The sequence below is a fragment of the uncultured Polaribacter sp. genome (assembly GCF_947497695.1).
In the GTDB taxonomy this organism is placed as follows: Bacteria; Bacteroidota; Bacteroidia; order Flavobacteriales; family Flavobacteriaceae; genus Polaribacter.
Map to the genome: position 1 here is coordinate 361,322 of NZ_CANMHM010000002.1, position 17,268 is coordinate 378,589.

A 17,268-nucleotide genomic window follows, 5' to 3' on the forward strand; every position below is an offset into this window, starting at 1 on the left:
TCATCATTAAAAAGATAGCTTATGAAAAATGCAATTACAATTTTAGATCACTTACAATTTGACTGCCCAACTCAAGAACAAAGAATTGCCTTATTAGGCATGTCAGACTTTGTTAAAAAAGAAAACAAAGACGATTTCTTTATTTTATGCGGAGCTGCAGGAACTGGTAAAACTTCAATTACAACTGCATTAATTGGTTATTTAAACACTAAATGTATTGCATACAATATAGCAGCACCAACAGGCAGAGCTGCCAGAATTTTAGGAAGAAAATCTAAAACAATTAATAGTACTATTCATTCTCTAATCTACAATGTATCTTCAGATGGTAAAACAGGAGAAGTTGTTTTTCGTTTGAAAAATAATGATGTAAAAGATTTTAATGTTTACATCATAGATGAAGCTTCAATGATTTCAGCAAAACCTCCTATTGACTCTGACAGCCTATTCAAATCTAAAAACTCACTTTTATCAGATTTAATAAAATTTGTGAAATCTGGTAATGTTTCTAACAAAATAATTTTTTTAGGAGATAATAATCAATTACCGCCTGTGAATGAAAAAATATCTTTAGCACTTTCTAAAGAATATTTAAATACTGCTTTTAATTTATCTGGAAAAGCAGAACTTTTAACGGAAGTTAAAAGACAAGAAGATGGAAGCTATGTTCTTAAAAACGCTACAAAATTAAGATTGGGCATTGAAAATAATTTAAAACACGTACCTCTTAATGGTATTAGAAAACTATCTATAGAAGATGCTTCACGAGATTATGTTTTAGATTATGTAGCAAATGGTCAAGATGCTATTATTTCGATTGGTTGCACTCACAATATGAATAAAATGTTTAATAACAATGTGAGAAATAAAATTTATGGTTTCAATAAAAAGTTGGTAGAAAAAGAAGATTTATTATTAGTCAACCAAACTTGGAAAAGAAATGATTTTCAATTATTTAGTGGTGATCATATTGTTGTAAAAGACATCGACTTATCAAAAACTGAAAAAGTAGCAGGTTTAAATTTTGTTCCAATAAAAATTGAATCAAAAAACATGGAAGGTAAATTAGAAATTATTGATGACTATTTACTTCTAGATTCATTAAATAATCCACAAGGCATTCATGCAAAACAAGAAAACATTTTACGTCATGAAAGGTTTCAAAAAAACAAAGTATTTAGAGAAAGTTTAATGCCTTGGGACGATAGATATGTTGGTGCAATTAGAGCAACTTATGGTCATTCTATTACATGCAACAAAGCACAAGGTGGTGAATGGGATAGAGTTTTGGTAAATTCCTACTTTATGCCTTCATTAAAATTTCAATATACTGCAATTACAAGAGCTAAAGAAGATGTTAGGTTTTATTAAAAAACAGATTCAATGGGAGTGTAATTTAAACTCTGTCTGTTTTTTTTCCGTTTTAAAAATCAGTTGATTTTTTCTTAATTAGCAAGCATTAAAAATCAACTGATTTTTAAAATGTGCCTCAGCGGCAGGCGTCACGTACTACTGATATATTTGTATAAAAGTATAAGAATATAAAACAACAAAAGTATAAAGTTATAAATATATACTTACAGCTTTATATTTTAAAACCTCTATTCTTTTTGTTCATCTGTTTTTCCTGTTGCTCATAAGACAATAGCTTTTCAATCCCTTTTAAAGAGTATCTTCTATTAATAGCAGAACCTTTTATATAAACACCTTTTTCATCTATAAAGCCAATTCCTCTTCCCTTTTTTGTTTTAATTCCCATGTTCTTTAAATGAAACTCAAAATCTTTAAAAGAATCAGATTGATTAATCGCAGAAGCTATTTTTTCTTCCAATGGAGCAATCCTTTTATCATTCTTAGTAAATATTTCTTGTTTTTTTACAGTTTCTAAAACACGTTTTACCTGTCTTAGTTTATACTTTTTTTCAATATCTCTACAGAAGTCCATATTCTGATAATGTGTATAGCTGTCACTAACCGCTAAGTTATTATATTTAATACGTGAAGCGACAATGTGAATATGCTCATTTTCTGTTTTTTCTTCATGGATATAGACTGCAAAAGGATTGTTTTGGAAACCTATTTTTTTAGCATAGTCATGAGAAATATCAATCCAATCTTGGGTATTTAACTTTCCTTTATCTTCTGGAGCAATTCTAATTTTTATATGAAACGTGTTTTTTATACATCTATCATTTAGAGCATTATTTTGTTCCATTTGAGAATTAATTTGAAAGCTATTTCCAATACATTTATTTGAAATAATCAATTCTCCACCACGTTCACAATACCCAAGCGCATTTTGTAGGTATGATATCGATTCAAGTTTAGTTATCATTATTATCAAGTGAGTTTAGTTCTTCTTTTAATTCTTGCTTTCTTATTTCTCGTTGATAAGTGTTTAAAAGTATGTGATACTCTTTCATAAATAAGGTGTCTTTTTGTTTTACCTTTTTTAGAGTTTCACCTGCAATATTAGGTTCGTCGTTTTTAAACTGTTTTAAGTAAACATAATTATAGAAAAGTTGATATTCTTCTCTTTCTTTACTTAACAAACTCTTTTCTATAAAATATGACGGAAGATATTTTATTGAACACCAAAATGTTATCAAGCCAAAAAAGAAAACACCTAATACCCATGGTTTAAAATGAGATTTATTACCTAGTAAACTGTATTCAGTATGATTATTAACAGTAGGGGTAATTTTATTTTCCTTTATATAATTAATGATTTCTTCCCTAATAACTGAACTTGTTAGCAGAAGTTTTGATTGAGTTTTAACTATCTCTGGAACCAATTTAGCTATTGCTACATTAGTTTTTTTTATAATATTTTCTAATTCAGTTGGTTCTTTTTTATTTACCTCTTTAGAAATAGCATCTAATTTATCTACTACTTTTTGCATTAAATTAAAGATTGCTTTACTTGTGTTTTCGTCCATAATAGTGCTCTATAATTTTGAATTTATTTCTATAATATGATTATTAATGTTTTTAATTTCATCCAAAACAACTTGTTGATCCGCAATTAAAAATTGTTCATTTGAATTTAATTTTTTGGCTATTTGGTTTAAATTATTCCCAATTCTAATTAAAGAAGTCAAATATTTTCTAGTATCTAAATCATTAATTTTTTTTGTAAATACTGGTTTACCTAACTTTTCTAAAACCGCATTTCTATAAAAAAAAGAAGGTTTTATTTGTAGTGATTCACATTGAATTTTAATGATTTCTTTATCCTCAGCATTGAGATAAAAAACGACTTTCACTTTATTGTTTGAATTTGATTTCATTTTTGCTTTTGTTTTTTTCTTATGAACATTTTCTGTGAATAAGCCAGCGGGTTTTGATTCCTTTTTAGGGCACGAAGTAGGCACTAAACAGGAATTAAAGCCACGACTGGCTAAGCCAATACTATAAATATTCTATTGCGCTAATAAAAAAGCATTCCAATCTTTAAAACCCTTGTATTTAAAAGACATATCTATTATATTTTTTTTCTTATTCTCACACTTTTTTAAAGCATTAAAACCCGCATCATCCCTATCTAAATAAAGTTCAATTTTATCATAATTTTCAAAAACTAACTTTGCACTTTCTAAAAAATAAATTGAATTTAAAATCAACAAGTCTTTAGTATTAATAAAAGTTGGATTAAGTGTTATTATAGAAAGTAGATCAAACATTCCCTCTACAACAATTAAAACAGAAGACGAATTTTTTATGTGTGTATAATTTTTGGGGGAAGACGAATTTTTAAAAATTTTATTCCTCAACTCCCATCCTCCAGAAATATTTTTTAAACCTATTGAAAAATATAATTTTCCTGAAAATTCATACCTTACTTCTTTACAAAATAGTAAGGCAATATTTATTGGAATTTTTCTAGACTTTAAATAACTTATAAGTGCTGGGTGTTTTATAGAATCTGGTTTAATAATGGTTATTTTTTCACTCGTTTTTTTTTCTTTTAAAATTTGCGGGTGAAAAGAAAAAAAAGAAAAATCATTAGAAAGAAAATCAAGAGTTTCCGTCACAGAAAATGATTTTAACCTCATAATAAAATCTACGACTGTTCCTCCTGAACGATCACCAAAATCTATCCAAACGTTTTTTTGTTTAGATACTTTAAATGATGCTGTTCGTTCCTCTCTAAAAGGACTTAAATACATAGCACTACTTTCATTCTCTCTAACAGGGTTAAAGCCCAACTTTTTTAGAGCTAAAATGAAATCCAATTTATTCGCTATTTTACAGTCTATTCTTTTATGTTGCATGGTGTGTTTTTTTTTAGTTAAAATTGATGAAATGATGCAGAACAGCTCATAGCCCTTGATATAATTGACTATTAGCTGTCATCACTTTGTCATCGTTTCATCATTATTGTTTTTTTTAGTTAAAATTGGCTCATCGGTTTAAAAAGTGATGACAAAGTGATGACAAAACGATGAGCGAGCTAAACCCTTATTATTACTACTTAAAAAATATAAATAAGTTAGTCTGTCATCGATTCATCAAAATTTTCTGAAATAAATTTTCTATTTATTGAAAAGTAACGTCCTTTGCTCTCTATTAAGGCAATTTCGCCATCAGATAAAACCACAAACTTCCTGTAACTCAAAGAGTTTTTTTGATTTACTAATTTCCAGTCTTTTTTAAGAAGTTGTCGAATTTGTGTTTGGTCAGATTTAATTCTCGTTCTACTTAAAGCGTTTACGAGATCTAAAGGCACGAAATGCAATTCATCTAACTCATGTCTATCCATTGCGCTAATAATTAAACTAAGTAGCTCTTTTTCAACTCTATTTCTATTATTGTTCATCAACTTTTTTAGCGCTAAAGTTTCTATTTGCTTTGGAGTAAACCACATTCTTGTTTTTCTTTCAGTAGCAAAAGGTCTATTGATTGTAAAATCTAAAAAATGAGGGATTTCTTTAATGAGTTTAGATAAATAAAACACATCTTCCTTTTCAAATTTGGGTATTTTCAAAACCCAATAACGAATTTCAGTGGCATCAATTTTTATAAAGGAATCTTCTTTATTACTACACATAACAAATTTTCCGAAAAAGTCTACTTCTATACGTTCTTTACCTTTCCCTTCAATTTTATTTTTATTGGAGGTTGATAGGTATTTTAATTTTTCTTGTATTTCTTCATTTTGTACTGAAGCTTCATCTGAACCTAGAAGTAATTTATTTCCCCAATCGGCATTAAAATTACTTCCTAGAGAATGATTATCTAAGTAGCTCATGTTATCTCCAAAAACTGCTTTTAAATATTTTAAGAAGGTAGATTTACCTGTAGATCTTTCTACAGAAACTAAACAAAGTATCGGGAGTGATTGCGTTGGTTTTTCATATAATAATTTAAAATAGTCCAATCCTAGTTCAAACTGTTCACCAAAAATATGTTTGAAAAAAGAAAGTGTCTGTTTAGCATCTCCTTTTTCAGGTTTATGATTTAAAGCTGCATAGGTATTGTAAAAGCCATAAATCTTTTTATTATAATTAAAATGATCTGGATAACAAACACTACCATCAAAGCACTCTATTTGAGATAGATATTTCTTACCATGATCTCTAATAATGGTATTTACATCCCATTTCACAAGGCATTCGTTAAATTCTCCATTAATGGATGGTCTTTTTACTAATTTAAAATAGGCCGTACCAATCCTTATATATGGTATTTTACTCATATAGATTTGTTTTAAAACCTGTATATTTGCATACAGATTATGGTTAAAAAAATTTGTTAAGAGCGTAAAAAGTGAAGACTTTACGCTTTTTTTTGTTTTTTACTAAAAGAATCAGAAAATTTAGTGTTTTCTGTTTTTTTGTAACTGAGCATTTATTTGTTGCTCTAAAAACTCGTCAGAGACGTTTGGCTTACCTAACAACCATTCGTCAATAGCTTCTTTACTAAAAAACTTTTGACGAATGTGTTTATTAGAACCTGTAGGGATCAATTTGAGCATAGAAAGCTTGTAAAGTTTAGATTTGGACAAACCTGTATAGCTTTCTAAATCGTCTATGTTTAATACTTTTTTGTTGTGAGATAATAGACTTTTAATATCTTGTAATATCTCAATCATACTGTTATCCTTATTCATAATTTCATGGTTTTGAATTAAAAAATAAGTGAATGGCCATCCACATTGAGATGCAAACATATGACACTAAATAGCCTGTAAACAATACATTAAACGCAGTTAACGTTTGATTAATCTATAATAATTTAAGTTTAATGATTATGAAATATCTTTTTTAGCAATACTTCTCTTTCATAAAGTTTCTTTTCGTCTTTTTCGTTAATCCAAAGAGAATAAGATACTGAATAACTGCCTGGATTTATTGATTTACCCGCAATAAGAATGTTTTCATTAATAATTACGAACAATGCTTTTTTACTAATGTTTCTTATTCCATTATAAGCAACATGATTTAATATCGTAAATAAGGTTCCGTGATTTGCAGCTAGCTTACTTTTATTTGGCGCTTTAAAATATACTTTTCCTTGTATCATATTTCCTGATAAAAGGTTTTTAAATTTTAGTGAGTTTTCAGCATCCATTCCTAAGGTTTCAAAATTAATACCCTTTTTGTTAAAGGACTTTATTCTGCATCCTAAAAAATTATTTGCTTTGATTCCTTTGTATGCTTTTTTAAATTCTAAATATTTCATAGAAAGATAACCTATAAGCGGATAACCTATTAAGAAGCTTATAAGCCAAGTTAATGGGTGCTGTAAATTTGAAATAACCAATAAAGATCCAAAGAAAAATAAGCAAGTAGTCAAAAAATTTATGACGGATCTATCATTAATAAAAACTTTTTTATCTAAGTAGTTATTGTAATCATCCTCTAACTGAATAATATTTTGAGCTAATAAAACTGTTCTGCTTTCCATTTCACCTAATTTTTGGGGTTCATTCAAAATTAGTTAAAAAAAAGAACTTTGGTTATACATATGTTGTACTGATGAAACAAAAAAAAAGCCTTACATCTCTGTAAGGCTTGTAAATAAAGGTGGTCCCACTTGGGCTCGAACCAAGGACCCTCTGATTATGAGTCAGATGCTCTAACCAACTGAGCTATGGGACCAAATAATTGGCTGCAAATGTACTATTTATTTTGAATAATTAACATAGTTTTTATAAAAAAATTACACAGACCTATTCATTAGCCAAAGTCCAAAATTCTTTAGTCCTTGTTTGCTTTGTTCAGTAATATTCATAGAAGATAACGTTTCAAAAGCTTTTTCTGTATAATTTTGAATCTGTTCTTTTATCAAATCAGGAATATTATTTAATTCAAAAATCTTTGTAACCTCAATAATTTTAGCTGAATTGTCTTGTATATTTTGATTGTAAAAAGACAATAATTTTTCACGATCATCTTTATTTGCAACCTCTAAAGATTTTAAATATAGATATGTTTTCTTGTTTTCAATAATGTCTCCTCCTATTTGTTTTCCAAAAGTTTTTGGATCGCCAAAAGTATCTAAATAATCATCTTGTAACTGAAAAGCGAGTCCTAGATTTAATCCAAAATCATAAATTAAACTTGCATTTTCATCTGAAGTTTCTGCAACTATTGCTCCCATTTTTAAAGCAGCTGCAACTAAAACAGAGGTTTTTAAACGTATCATATTGATATATTCATCAATAGTAACATCATTTCTGGTTTCAAAATCGACATCTAATTGCTGCCCATCACAAACTTCTAGAGCTGTTTTACTAAACAATTTCGCTAAATTTTGAAAAATTATAGGATCATAATCTTCAAAATATTGATAGGCCATAATCAACATTGCATCTCCAGAAAGTATGCCTGTATTTGTATCCCATTTTTCATGTACAGTTGCCTTACCCCTTCTTAAAGGAGCAGCATCCATAATATCATCATGAATTAAGGTAAAATTATGAAAAACCTCAACAGCCAATGCAGCAGACATTGCTTTTTCATATCCTCCAGAAAAAATATCTGCAGCCATTAAAGTTAAAATTGGTCGCATTCTTTTACCACCTAACTTTATAATATAATCTATTGGTTCATATAAGTTCTTAGGCTCATGTACCCACTTTTTAGATTCTAAAAAATTAATAAAATCTTTTTGATAATGTAAAATATCCAAATCTTTATTTTTTGTAAAAATAGCGTAAAGAATTTTTAACCTAAAACTTCAATGTTAAAAAAATATTAAAACTTTGGAAACTATTTTTGTTTCTAAAGTTTCCAATTGTATATTTGCAACAAATTAAAATAAGTTTCAGTAAAAAAGTAGGATTAATTTAACTGGCGAACTTAAACAAATCACATTGTGATTATTTTATTAGAGCTTAAAAAATATGAAAGAAAAAATTTTAGATATATCTAAAGATCTATTTTTAAACCTTGGCTTTAAAAGCGTTACAATGGATGAAATTGCTAGTAACCTTGGTGTTTCTAAAAAAACTATCTACAAATTTTTTAAGAACAAAACAGAGCTTGTTAAAGGCGTTACCGATTTTATGTTTGATACTATTTGTTTTGGCATAGAAGGTATTTGCCAAAAAAAGTTAAACCCAATAGAAGAAATTTTTTCTATTAAACGAATGGTAATGCAACATTTAAATGACGAAAAATCTTCGCCTCAATATCAACTTCAAAAATATTACCCTAAAATTTACATCTCTTTAAAACAAAAGCAATTTCAAGTAATGCAAGACACTATTAAGGAGAATTTAAATAGAGGTATTGCCCTAAATTTATTTAGAAAAGATATTAATGTAGATTTTATTGCTAGAATTTATTTTTATGGAATGAATGGTATTAAAGATCAAGAGGTTTTTCCACTAACTAATTTTTCTATGAATGAATTAATGTTGAATTATTTAGAATACCATTTAAGGGGTATTGCAACAGAAAAAGGTGTAATAGAATTAAAGAAACAACTAACACAGAAATAAATACAGAATGAAAAAAATAGTATTCGTAACCATTTCTTTTCTTTTTTTGAGTAGCCTAAGTGCTCAAGAGAAAAACATGAAATTATCTCTAAAAGAAGCAATTATTTATGGATTAGAGAATAGTTACAACACAAAAACAGCTAGAAATGATATCAATGCTGCCAATGAAAAAGTTTGGGAAACTACAGCTGTTGGTTTACCACAAATTAATGCTGCTATTGATTATCAAAAATTTCTAAAACAACCTGTTTCATTATTGCCTGCAGCTGCTTTTGATAATAGAGAATCTGTTGTACAAACCGTAGAAGATTTTTTTGACCTTAATAGAGAAAGTAGCCCAAACTCGCCAGATGGTTTTATACCTGTAGTTTTTGGGACTCCACAAAATGTAAACGCTTCTGTTACTTTAACACAATTATTATTTGATGGCTCGTATTTAGTAGCTTTACAAGCCTCTAAAACATTTTTAAAAATATCTGAACAAGCAGAAGAAAAAACAGAAATGCTAACTAGAGAAGCAATTATAAATGCTTATGGAAATGTTTTAATAACAGAAAAAAGCATTGCTATCATTAAAAAAAACATCAAAATTTTAGATAAAAATTACAATGATGCTAAAAAGATTTATGAAAACGGATTGAATGAGGAAGAAGATGTTGAACAATTAGAAATTACCTTAGGAAACCTTAAAAATCAACTAAATAGTGTCATAAGAATGAAGGCAATTGCATATCAAATGCTAAATCTTTCTTTAGGAAATGCTATTGAAACAAAACTTACTTTAACAGATACTTTAGATGGTTTGGCAGAAGATAACATTAGCCTAGCATTGATTACTGAAAATTTTAATGTAAACAATCACATAGATTTTAGAATTTCTGAAAACGATAAAGAAACAAAAAGATTAATGATGAAGTTAGAGCAAAGTAAAGCACTACCAAGTTTGTCTGCTTTTGTAAATTATGGTACTCAAGCATTCTCAGAATCTTTTAGTTTTTTAGATAGAAACCAACAATGGTTTCAACAATCTTTAGTAGGTGTTAGCCTAAATGTACCAATTTTTAGCAGTTTTGGTAGAAAATCCAAAACAGCACAAGCTAAAATAGCTCTAGAAAACGCTGACTTAAGATTAGAAGAAACTAAACAACGCTTAAATTTATTAGCTAAAAAAGCAAAAAGCGAGTATCAATTAAGTATAGAAAACTACCAAACAAACAAAAGAAATGTTGGTTTGGCAGAACGAATAGAAAAAAAACAACGTGTTAAATTTTTTGAAGGAATTTCTTCTAGTTTTGATTTATTACAAGCTCAAAACCAATTATACACACAGCAACAAACCTATATACAATCTATGTTAGATGTTATTGCTAAAAAAGCAACTTTAGAAAACGCATTAAACTTACCAATCAAAAAATAAAAAACCATGAAAAAAATATATTTATTACTTGCAATTTCTGTTCTAATTGTTTCTTGTGGAGAAAAAAAAGAACAAACCATTGCAGAAGTTATTGCTACAAAAGACATCAAACAAATTAGAACTAAAAAATCTGAATTAGACAAACAGGTACAAGAAATTTCTGCAAAAATTAAACAATTAATAACAGAAATAGAAACATTAGACACCTTAAAGAGAGTACCTTTAGTTACTGCCATTCAGTTAAAAAAACAAGTTTTTAACCATTATTTAGAATTGCAAGGAAATGTACAAACCAAACAAAATGTTCTAATATATCCTGAAATGCCAGGTACTTTAGAGCGTGTTTTTGTAAAAGAAGGTCAAAAAGTTTCTAAAGGACAAATTTTAGCAAAAATTGATGATGGAGGAATGGCACAACAAGTAGCACAATTAGAGGCTACAACAGCATTGGCTAAAACTACTTTTGAACGTCAAAAAAGACTTTGGGATCAAAAAATAGGATCAGAAATTCAATTCCTACAAACAGAAACACAATTTACTGCTCAAAAAAACACTTTAGCTCAACTAAAAAAACAGTTAGAAAAAGCTACAATTAGAGCTCCTTTTTCTGGTATTATTGATGATGTTATTAAAAACCAAGGTACTATTGTTGCTCCTGGCATGGGTTCTGAAGTTTTTAGAATTGTAAACCTTAATAATATGTATATTGAGGCTTCAGTTCCAGAAAATTATATTTCTGATATTAGAACTGGTAAGGCTGTAGAAATTATGTTTCCTGTTTTAGGAAGCTCTTTAAACACAAAAATTAGGCAAACTGGTAATTTTATAGACCCTGCTAACAGAACCTTTAAAGTAGAAATTGCAGTACCAAATAAAGATAGAAGTATAAAACCAAATCTTACTGCTAAACTAAAAATTAACGACTATACAAACACAGAAGCTATCTTAATTCCACAAAGTATTTTATCAGAAAATGCGGAAGGACAACAATATGTATATGTAATTAAAAATATCAACAATAATATAGGAACCGCAAAACAAGTGGTTGTTACAACTGGTAAAACCCAAGGAGATATTATAGAAGTTTTAAAAGGTGTTGCTGAAGGAGATATTTTGATACAAGCTGGTGCAAGAACTGTAAAAGACGGACAAGAAATTAAAATTAGTGAATAGACTACAATTTACGAACGTCTAAAAACGAACAACTAATGACTAAAAATAAGAAAAAAACAGATAAAGAATTTAAACTTTCATCGTGGGCAATTTCTAACAAAACTACCATGTATGTTTTAATAATTCTAATCTTAGGCTTAGGGATGTCTGCATATTTCAATATGCCAAGAGAAGATTTTCCAGAAATTAAAGAAACTAAAATTTACATCAGTACCTTATATCCTGGAAATACTGCTGAAGATATAGAAAAACTAATTACAGATCCTTTAGAGGACCAATTAAAAGGAATTAGTGGTATTGTAGAAATTACCTCAACATCTCAAGAAGATTATTCTATGATTATAGTAGAATTTGATGACGATATGGATGTTGAAGTTGCCAAACAACGTGTCAAAGACAAGTTAGATACCGAAAAAGCGTCTGAAGATTGGCCTACTTTTAATGGTGCAAAAGTAGATCCAAATGCTTTTGATTTAAATATTTCTGAAGAAGTACCTTTTTTAAATATCAATATTTCTGGTGATTTTCCACTTCAAAAATTAAAAGAATTTGCAGAATATTTACAAGATGATATTGAAGATTTAACAGAAGTTAAACAGGCAGACATTAGAGGTGTACAAGACAGAGAAGTAGAAATTGCTGTAGACATATACAAAATGATGGCAATGCAAGTTAGTTTTGATGATATTACTGCTGCTATACAAAGAGGTAACGTAACCTCTTCTGCTGGAAATTTAATTGCAAGTGGCCAAAGAAGAACCGTTAGAATTTTAGGAGAAATAGATACACCAACAGACTTAAACAATTTTGTAATCAAATCAGAAAAAGGAAGTCCTATTTACCTTAAAGACGTAGCAACTGTTCGTTTTAGAGAAAAAGACAAAACTACCTATGCCAGAAAAGATGGCAAACAAGTAGTAATGTTAGATGTTAAAAAACGTGCAGGAAAAAATATGGTTGCTGCTGCAGATCAAGTAAAAATAATTGTAGAAAAAGCAAAAGCAGAATTTTTCCCTTCTAATTTAAATGTAACAATTACCAACGATTTATCAGACAAAACCATTGGTCAAGTAGATGATTTGGTTAACAACATTATTTTTGGAATTATATTAGTTGTAACTGTTTTAATGTTCTTTTTAGGCTTTAAAAATGCCTTATTTGTAGGTTTTGCCATACCAATGTCTATGTTTATGTCTTTAATGATACTAGGTGCAATGGGTTACACACTAAATACCATGATTCTTTTTGGATTAATTATGGGACTAGGTATGTTGGTAGATAATGGTATTGTGGTTGTAGAAAACGTATATCGTTTAATGGATGAGGAAGGCCTCTCTAGAGTGGAAGCTGCTAAAAAAGGGATTGGAGAAATTGCATTTCCTATTATTATTTCTACTATAACAACAGTAGCTGCATTTGTTCCTTTAGGTTTGTGGCCTGGACTTTTTGGTCAGTTTATGATTTACTTCCCAATAACACTTTCTGTTGTTTTAGGATCGTCTTTATTTGTTGCTATTTTCTTTAATTCTGTTTTAGTTTCTCAGTTTATGACAACAGAAGACAAAGACATGCCTGTTAAAAAATTAATTACGATCTCTTTAATTGTTGGTCTAATTGGTTTGCTAATTTTAATTTTTGGTGGCGAATATAGAGGCTTAGGTTCTGTAATGATATTTACAGCAATTATGTTGTGGGTGTACAGATTATTCTTAAGAAAAGCTGCTAATTATTTTCAGAAAAACACCTTAGTTTCTTTAGAGAATTTTTATGAAAAAACTTTAAAAAGTGCTCTTTCTAATTGGAAACCTTATGCAATTACTATTGGTACTTTTGTTCTATTATTTATCGCTTTTGCTGGTTTTGGATGGTCTGTAGGAACTCAAAGAACTAAAATTGAATTTTTTCCTGATAATAAACCAAATCAAGTTGTGGTTTATATTGAATATCCTCAAGGTACAGATATAGAAAGAACCAATACAATTACCAAAGAAATTGAGCAAAAAGTAGCTAGTATTTTAAATGAAAATATCTACATGGATAATGGCTACAATTTTATGGTAGAAAGTGCTGTTTCTCAAGTGGGTGAAGGTGCTGGAAACCCCCAAACAGATGGAGGGTCTGCAGCAGAAATGCCTCATAAAGGTAAAATTACAGCTTCTATGCGTCAGTACAAATACAGACGCGGACAAGACAGTGAGGTTTTAAGACAAAAAGTACAAGAAGCCTTAACAGGTATTTATCCTGGAGTTTTAATTTCTGTAGAAAAAGATGCAAATGGACCACCAACTGGCGCACCAATTAACATAGAACTAGAAGGTGATGATTATGAAGAATTAATTGCTGCAGCAGAAAAAATGAGGGTTTTTGTAAATTCTAGAAACGTACCAGGTGTAGATGAGTTAAAAATTGATGTAAACAAAGACAAGCCTTCTATGAAGGTACTTGTAGATAGAGAAAAAGCAGGAGAGTTAGGCGTTTCAACTGGGCAAGTTGGCCAACAATTACGTAACGCTATTTTTGGTGCAAAAGCAGGTATCTATAAAGAAGATGGAGATGATTATGATATCAATGTGCGTTTTAACAAAGATATCAGATACAATAAAAGTGCACTTTTTAATCAAAAAATTACATTTAGAGACAATACTGGCCAGATAAAATCGATACCTGTTTCTGCTGTGGCTACACAAAGTAATACTTCTGGTTTTAGTGCTATAAAACACAGAGATACAAAACGTGTAGTTACTGTATATTCTCAATTAGCACCTGGTTATGTAGATGCTGGTGCTGTTGTTAATCAAATTAAAGAAGAAATGAAAAGTTATAATGGTATTTCTAATAATATTAGAATCGATTATACTGGGCAAATTGAAGAGCAAAATAAGCAACAAGCCTTTTTAGGTGGTGCGTTTTTTAAAGGTTTGGCTTTAATTTTCTTTATCTTAATTTTTCAATTTAATTCGGTTTCTAAGCCAGCAATTATTATGATTGCCATCTTTTTAAGTTTTATTGGGGTTTTTGGTGGTATTGTACTTACAGGAAGTTCTTTTGTAATTATGATGACAATGATGGGAATTATTTCACTCGCAGGAATTGTAGTAAACAACGGAGTTGTTCTACTAGATTACGCACAACTTTTAATTGATAGAAGAAAAGAGGATTTAAATATTGATGAAAAAGATTTTCTACCAATTGATGAATTGTTTTTAAGTGTAGTAAAAGCAGGTAAAGCACGTTTAAGACCTGTATTGTTAACTGCAATTACTACTATTTTAGGATTGATTCCTTTAGCAATTGGCTTAAATATTAACTTTTTTACTTTATTTGGCGAGTTTGACGCTAATATTTATATGGGTGGAGATAATGTTGTTTTCTGGGGACCTTTAGCTTGGACTGTTATTTATGGTTTACTAATTGCTACTTTTTTAACATTGGTAGTTGTGCCTATTTTATTCTTTTTAATTACAAAGTTTAAAATGAGAATTAAAGGACAATTAAAATTAGAAAATCAAATTGACCAAATAGGTTAATCATTATTATACTTTATATCATCATACTTAAAAAAAGAGGTTAAAATCAATTTGATTTTAACCTCTTTTTTGTAATTTCGAGAACATGTTAAAAAAAGAAAAAAAATCTTTTACGGTTGATGAAATTAAACGAAAGTTAGAAAACTACTGTGTTTACCAAGATAGATGTCACAAAGAAATAGAAGAAAAAATGTGGGATTATCAGTTGATACCAGAAGCAAAAGAAATGATTCTTTTAAGCCTGATGAAAGATAACTTTTTAAACGAAGAACGTTTTGCTAAAAGTTATGCTCGTGGAAAATTCAGAATTAAAAGTTGGGGAAAACCACGTATTGTTAGAGAATTAAAATTTAGAGATATTTCTGCTTACAACATTAAAACAGCTTTAAAAGAAATTGATGAAACTGAATACATAAAAACTATTTACAGAATTACAGAAAACAGAAATAACGTAATTTCTGAACCAAATATTTATAAAAGAAAGAAAAAGCTTACTGATTTTTTAATGAGAAAGGGGTTTGAAAATGAGTTGATTTTTAAAGTTGTTGGTGAGGTTGTTTCTTAGATTTAAAAGTAATAAAAATAAATCTATGAATTGGCAAACAAGCTTAGCCCTGATTGAAACGGCATCCTTTTTGCTTTTTCTGCAAAAAGATATAGTGGAAAGCAGGAAATAGCTTCTAATACTACTGCTTATTTTTCTTTTTTTCTAATTCCTCTTTATTTTTAAGATTGATAGATTTTCTAGTAGTACTATCAATCATCGTAGAATCTATACCAATAAAATCTACTTTAATATCGATTTCGTCTTCAAAACGTTTTTTAGAAAGTATACTATTTATTTTAGAGTTTACAGCAGAAAAAGCACCAATCGTTTTATTTACTTGACTATTAATTTCAGTTGGGGTAATTGCAGGTATTAAAGTTAAATCTGCCAAACGTAAAGTTTCATTTTCTAAAACATTTACTCTTGCTTTAAAAGACGGAATATCAAAAATTGCAGGTTTTATACTGTCTTTTAAACTCTTTACTAAATCTCTTAATTCTAAAGCATTACTTAAAGCTTCATTTGGTGATACTTTTTCAAATTTCTTTAAAAAGTGTTTTACAGTGTTTAACTCTTTCCAATCTGCTATTACATCTTCAAAATCAGCATTTACATCTATAGCAGAAGCGTGTTTTTTTGCGGTACTTTTCTCAGGAATTTCTTGAATTGTTTCTACAATTTCTTTCTTATTACTTTTACAAGAAAAGATGAGTATTGCTAAAAGTAAGATGGTTATTTGTTTCACTTCATATAATTCTTAATTACAAAAATACACATTTTAGCAGCATCAAAATCTTAATTTATATAAATTGTAACAATCAATAATATTTAAATTATCAATCAAAATAAACTTTGTAAGGTTTCTGTTTTATTTCGTCTACTTAAAAAACAAAAATAAGAGCTATTTGTAACAAAGGTTACTATTAAAAAAAAACGATAGCTATACCTTTACCTAAAATAATAAGTGATGAAAAAAATTATAGAAAAAAGTTTAGAAAACACATATCAATATCAAGAATATAGAGATTTAGTGAGCAATTTATTAGCAGAGGGTAAAGCTACAGGTAATGAGCAATCTGATGCTTTAACAAATTATAGTTTGTTAAATGATAAAAGAATGAAACGTTTAGATAAAACGATTAAAATTTCTGAAGAAACAGTTACTCAAATAAAAAAAGTAAATGAACCACAAACTTGGTTAGTAATTACAGAAGGTTGGTGTGGTGATGCTGCTCAAAACTTACCTGTAATTAACAAAATTGCAGAAACCAATAATAATATTCATCTAAAATTGGTTTTACGTGATGATAATGAAGATTTGATGAACTTATTTTTAACAAATGGAGGGAAATCAATTCCAAAATTAATTGCTTTAGACACAGATAACAATGTAATAGACACTTGGGGACCAAGACCTACAGTTGCTACAAAAATGGTTGCTGATTACAAAGCTAAACATGGTGCCTTAGATGCTAATTTTAAACAAGATTTACAAGTTTGGTACAATAAAAATAAAGGACAAAGTGTACAAGATGATTTTGTAGAATTAGTAAAAAAAGCAGCATTAAAAGAAGCATAATTATTTAAATTATAAAAATTAAAACTGCAAGTTCATAAATGGATTTGCAGTTTTTCTTTTCTGTATCTTTACACC

The 17,268-nt window shown here is 28.7% G+C and carries 16 protein-coding genes and 1 tRNA gene; 7 read left to right on the plus strand and 10 right to left on the minus strand.

Going from position 1 to position 17,268, the window contains the following annotated elements:
- Nucleotides 1-21: 21 nt before the first annotated feature.
- Nucleotides 22-1,371 carry an AAA family ATPase gene (locus Q0731_RS03860; protein WP_299060124.1) on the plus strand — a complete coding sequence of 450 codons (1,350 nt, stop codon included), beginning with the start codon at nucleotides 22-24 and terminating at the stop codon, nucleotides 1,369-1,371.
- 214 nt (nucleotides 1,372-1,585) lie between these two features.
- On the opposite strand, the gene Q0731_RS03865 is transcribed toward Q0731_RS03860, so the two are convergent.
- The 9 genes from Q0731_RS03865 to Q0731_RS03905 form a co-directional block, all read right to left on the minus strand.
- A complete protein-coding gene (locus Q0731_RS03865) occupies nucleotides 1,586-2,335 on the minus strand; it encodes a relaxase/mobilization nuclease domain-containing protein (RefSeq protein WP_299060126.1) in 750 nt (249 codons plus the stop codon).
- Entirely contained in the window at nucleotides 2,325-2,939 is a 615-nt protein-coding gene (locus tag Q0731_RS03870) for a hypothetical protein (protein WP_299060128.1), read from the minus strand. Before Q0731_RS03870 ends, Q0731_RS03865 begins: the two co-directional genes overlap by 11 nt.
- Before the next feature lie 9 nt (nucleotides 2,940-2,948).
- Entirely contained in the window at nucleotides 2,949-3,290 is a 342-nt protein-coding gene (mobC, locus tag Q0731_RS03875) for a plasmid mobilization relaxosome protein MobC (RefSeq protein WP_299060131.1), read from the minus strand.
- Nucleotides 3,291-3,422: 132 nt separating this feature from the next.
- Entirely contained in the window at nucleotides 3,423-4,274 is an 852-nt protein-coding gene (locus Q0731_RS03880; protein ID WP_299060134.1) for a toprim domain-containing protein, read from the minus strand.
- 218 nt (nucleotides 4,275-4,492) lie between these two features.
- On the minus strand, nucleotides 4,493-5,698 hold the full coding sequence (locus tag Q0731_RS03885; RefSeq protein WP_299060140.1) for a primase-helicase family protein: 1,206 nt from the start codon (nucleotides 5,696-5,698) through the stop codon (nucleotides 4,493-4,495).
- A 120-nt stretch (nucleotides 5,699-5,818) separates the two neighbouring features.
- Nucleotides 5,819-6,112: a DNA-binding protein gene (locus tag Q0731_RS03890; protein WP_299060143.1), complete on the minus strand. Its 294-nt coding sequence runs from the start codon at nucleotides 6,110-6,112 to the stop codon at nucleotides 5,819-5,821.
- 131 nt (nucleotides 6,113-6,243) lie between these two features.
- The gene (locus Q0731_RS03895; RefSeq protein ID WP_299060145.1) at nucleotides 6,244-6,909 is read right to left on the minus strand and encodes a hypothetical protein; all 666 of its coding nucleotides are present in this window, start codon (nucleotides 6,907-6,909) and stop codon (nucleotides 6,244-6,246) included.
- Nucleotides 6,910-7,029: 120 nt separating this feature from the next.
- A tRNA-Ile gene (locus Q0731_RS03900) sits at nucleotides 7,030-7,103 on the minus strand.
- 61 nt (nucleotides 7,104-7,164) lie between these two features.
- The gene (locus Q0731_RS03905) at nucleotides 7,165-8,136 is read right to left on the minus strand and encodes a polyprenyl synthetase family protein (protein ID WP_299060146.1); all 972 of its coding nucleotides are present in this window, start codon (nucleotides 8,134-8,136) and stop codon (nucleotides 7,165-7,167) included.
- A gap of 214 nt (nucleotides 8,137-8,350) precedes the next feature.
- On the opposite strand from Q0731_RS03905, the gene Q0731_RS03910 reads away from it, so the two are divergent.
- The 5 genes from Q0731_RS03910 (at nucleotide 8,351) to Q0731_RS03930 (ending at nucleotide 15,632) form a co-directional block, all read left to right on the plus strand.
- The gene (locus tag Q0731_RS03910; RefSeq protein ID WP_299060147.1) at nucleotides 8,351-8,950 is read left to right on the plus strand and encodes a TetR/AcrR family transcriptional regulator; all 600 of its coding nucleotides are present in this window, start codon (nucleotides 8,351-8,353) and stop codon (nucleotides 8,948-8,950) included.
- A 7-nt stretch (nucleotides 8,951-8,957) separates the two neighbouring features.
- Entirely contained in the window at nucleotides 8,958-10,367 is a 1,410-nt protein-coding gene (locus Q0731_RS03915) for a TolC family protein (protein WP_299060149.1), read from the plus strand.
- Nucleotides 10,368-10,373: 6 nt separating this feature from the next.
- Nucleotides 10,374-11,540 (plus strand): efflux RND transporter periplasmic adaptor subunit, encoded by a 1,167-nt coding sequence (locus tag Q0731_RS03920; RefSeq protein ID WP_299060151.1) that lies wholly within the window; start codon nucleotides 10,374-10,376, stop codon nucleotides 11,538-11,540.
- A 35-nt stretch (nucleotides 11,541-11,575) separates the two neighbouring features.
- Nucleotides 11,576-15,067: an efflux RND transporter permease subunit gene (locus tag Q0731_RS03925; protein ID WP_299060153.1), complete on the plus strand. Its 3,492-nt coding sequence runs from the start codon at nucleotides 11,576-11,578 to the stop codon at nucleotides 15,065-15,067.
- Nucleotides 15,068-15,152: 85 nt separating this feature from the next.
- Nucleotides 15,153-15,632 (plus strand): regulatory protein RecX, encoded by a 480-nt coding sequence (locus Q0731_RS03930; protein ID WP_299060155.1) that lies wholly within the window; start codon nucleotides 15,153-15,155, stop codon nucleotides 15,630-15,632.
- A 121-nt stretch (nucleotides 15,633-15,753) separates the two neighbouring features.
- Here the strand turns inward: Q0731_RS03930 and Q0731_RS03935 are convergent, their stop codons facing one another.
- Complete coding sequence (locus Q0731_RS03935; RefSeq protein ID WP_299060159.1) at nucleotides 15,754-16,359, minus strand: hypothetical protein; 606 nt, start codon at nucleotides 16,357-16,359, stop codon at nucleotides 15,754-15,756.
- Between the two features lie 222 nt (nucleotides 16,360-16,581).
- Between Q0731_RS03935 and Q0731_RS03940 the strand changes: the two genes are divergently transcribed.
- On the plus strand, nucleotides 16,582-17,193 hold the full coding sequence (locus Q0731_RS03940; RefSeq protein ID WP_299060161.1) for a thioredoxin family protein: 612 nt from the start codon (nucleotides 16,582-16,584) through the stop codon (nucleotides 17,191-17,193).
- Nucleotides 17,194-17,268: the final 75 nt, after the last annotated feature.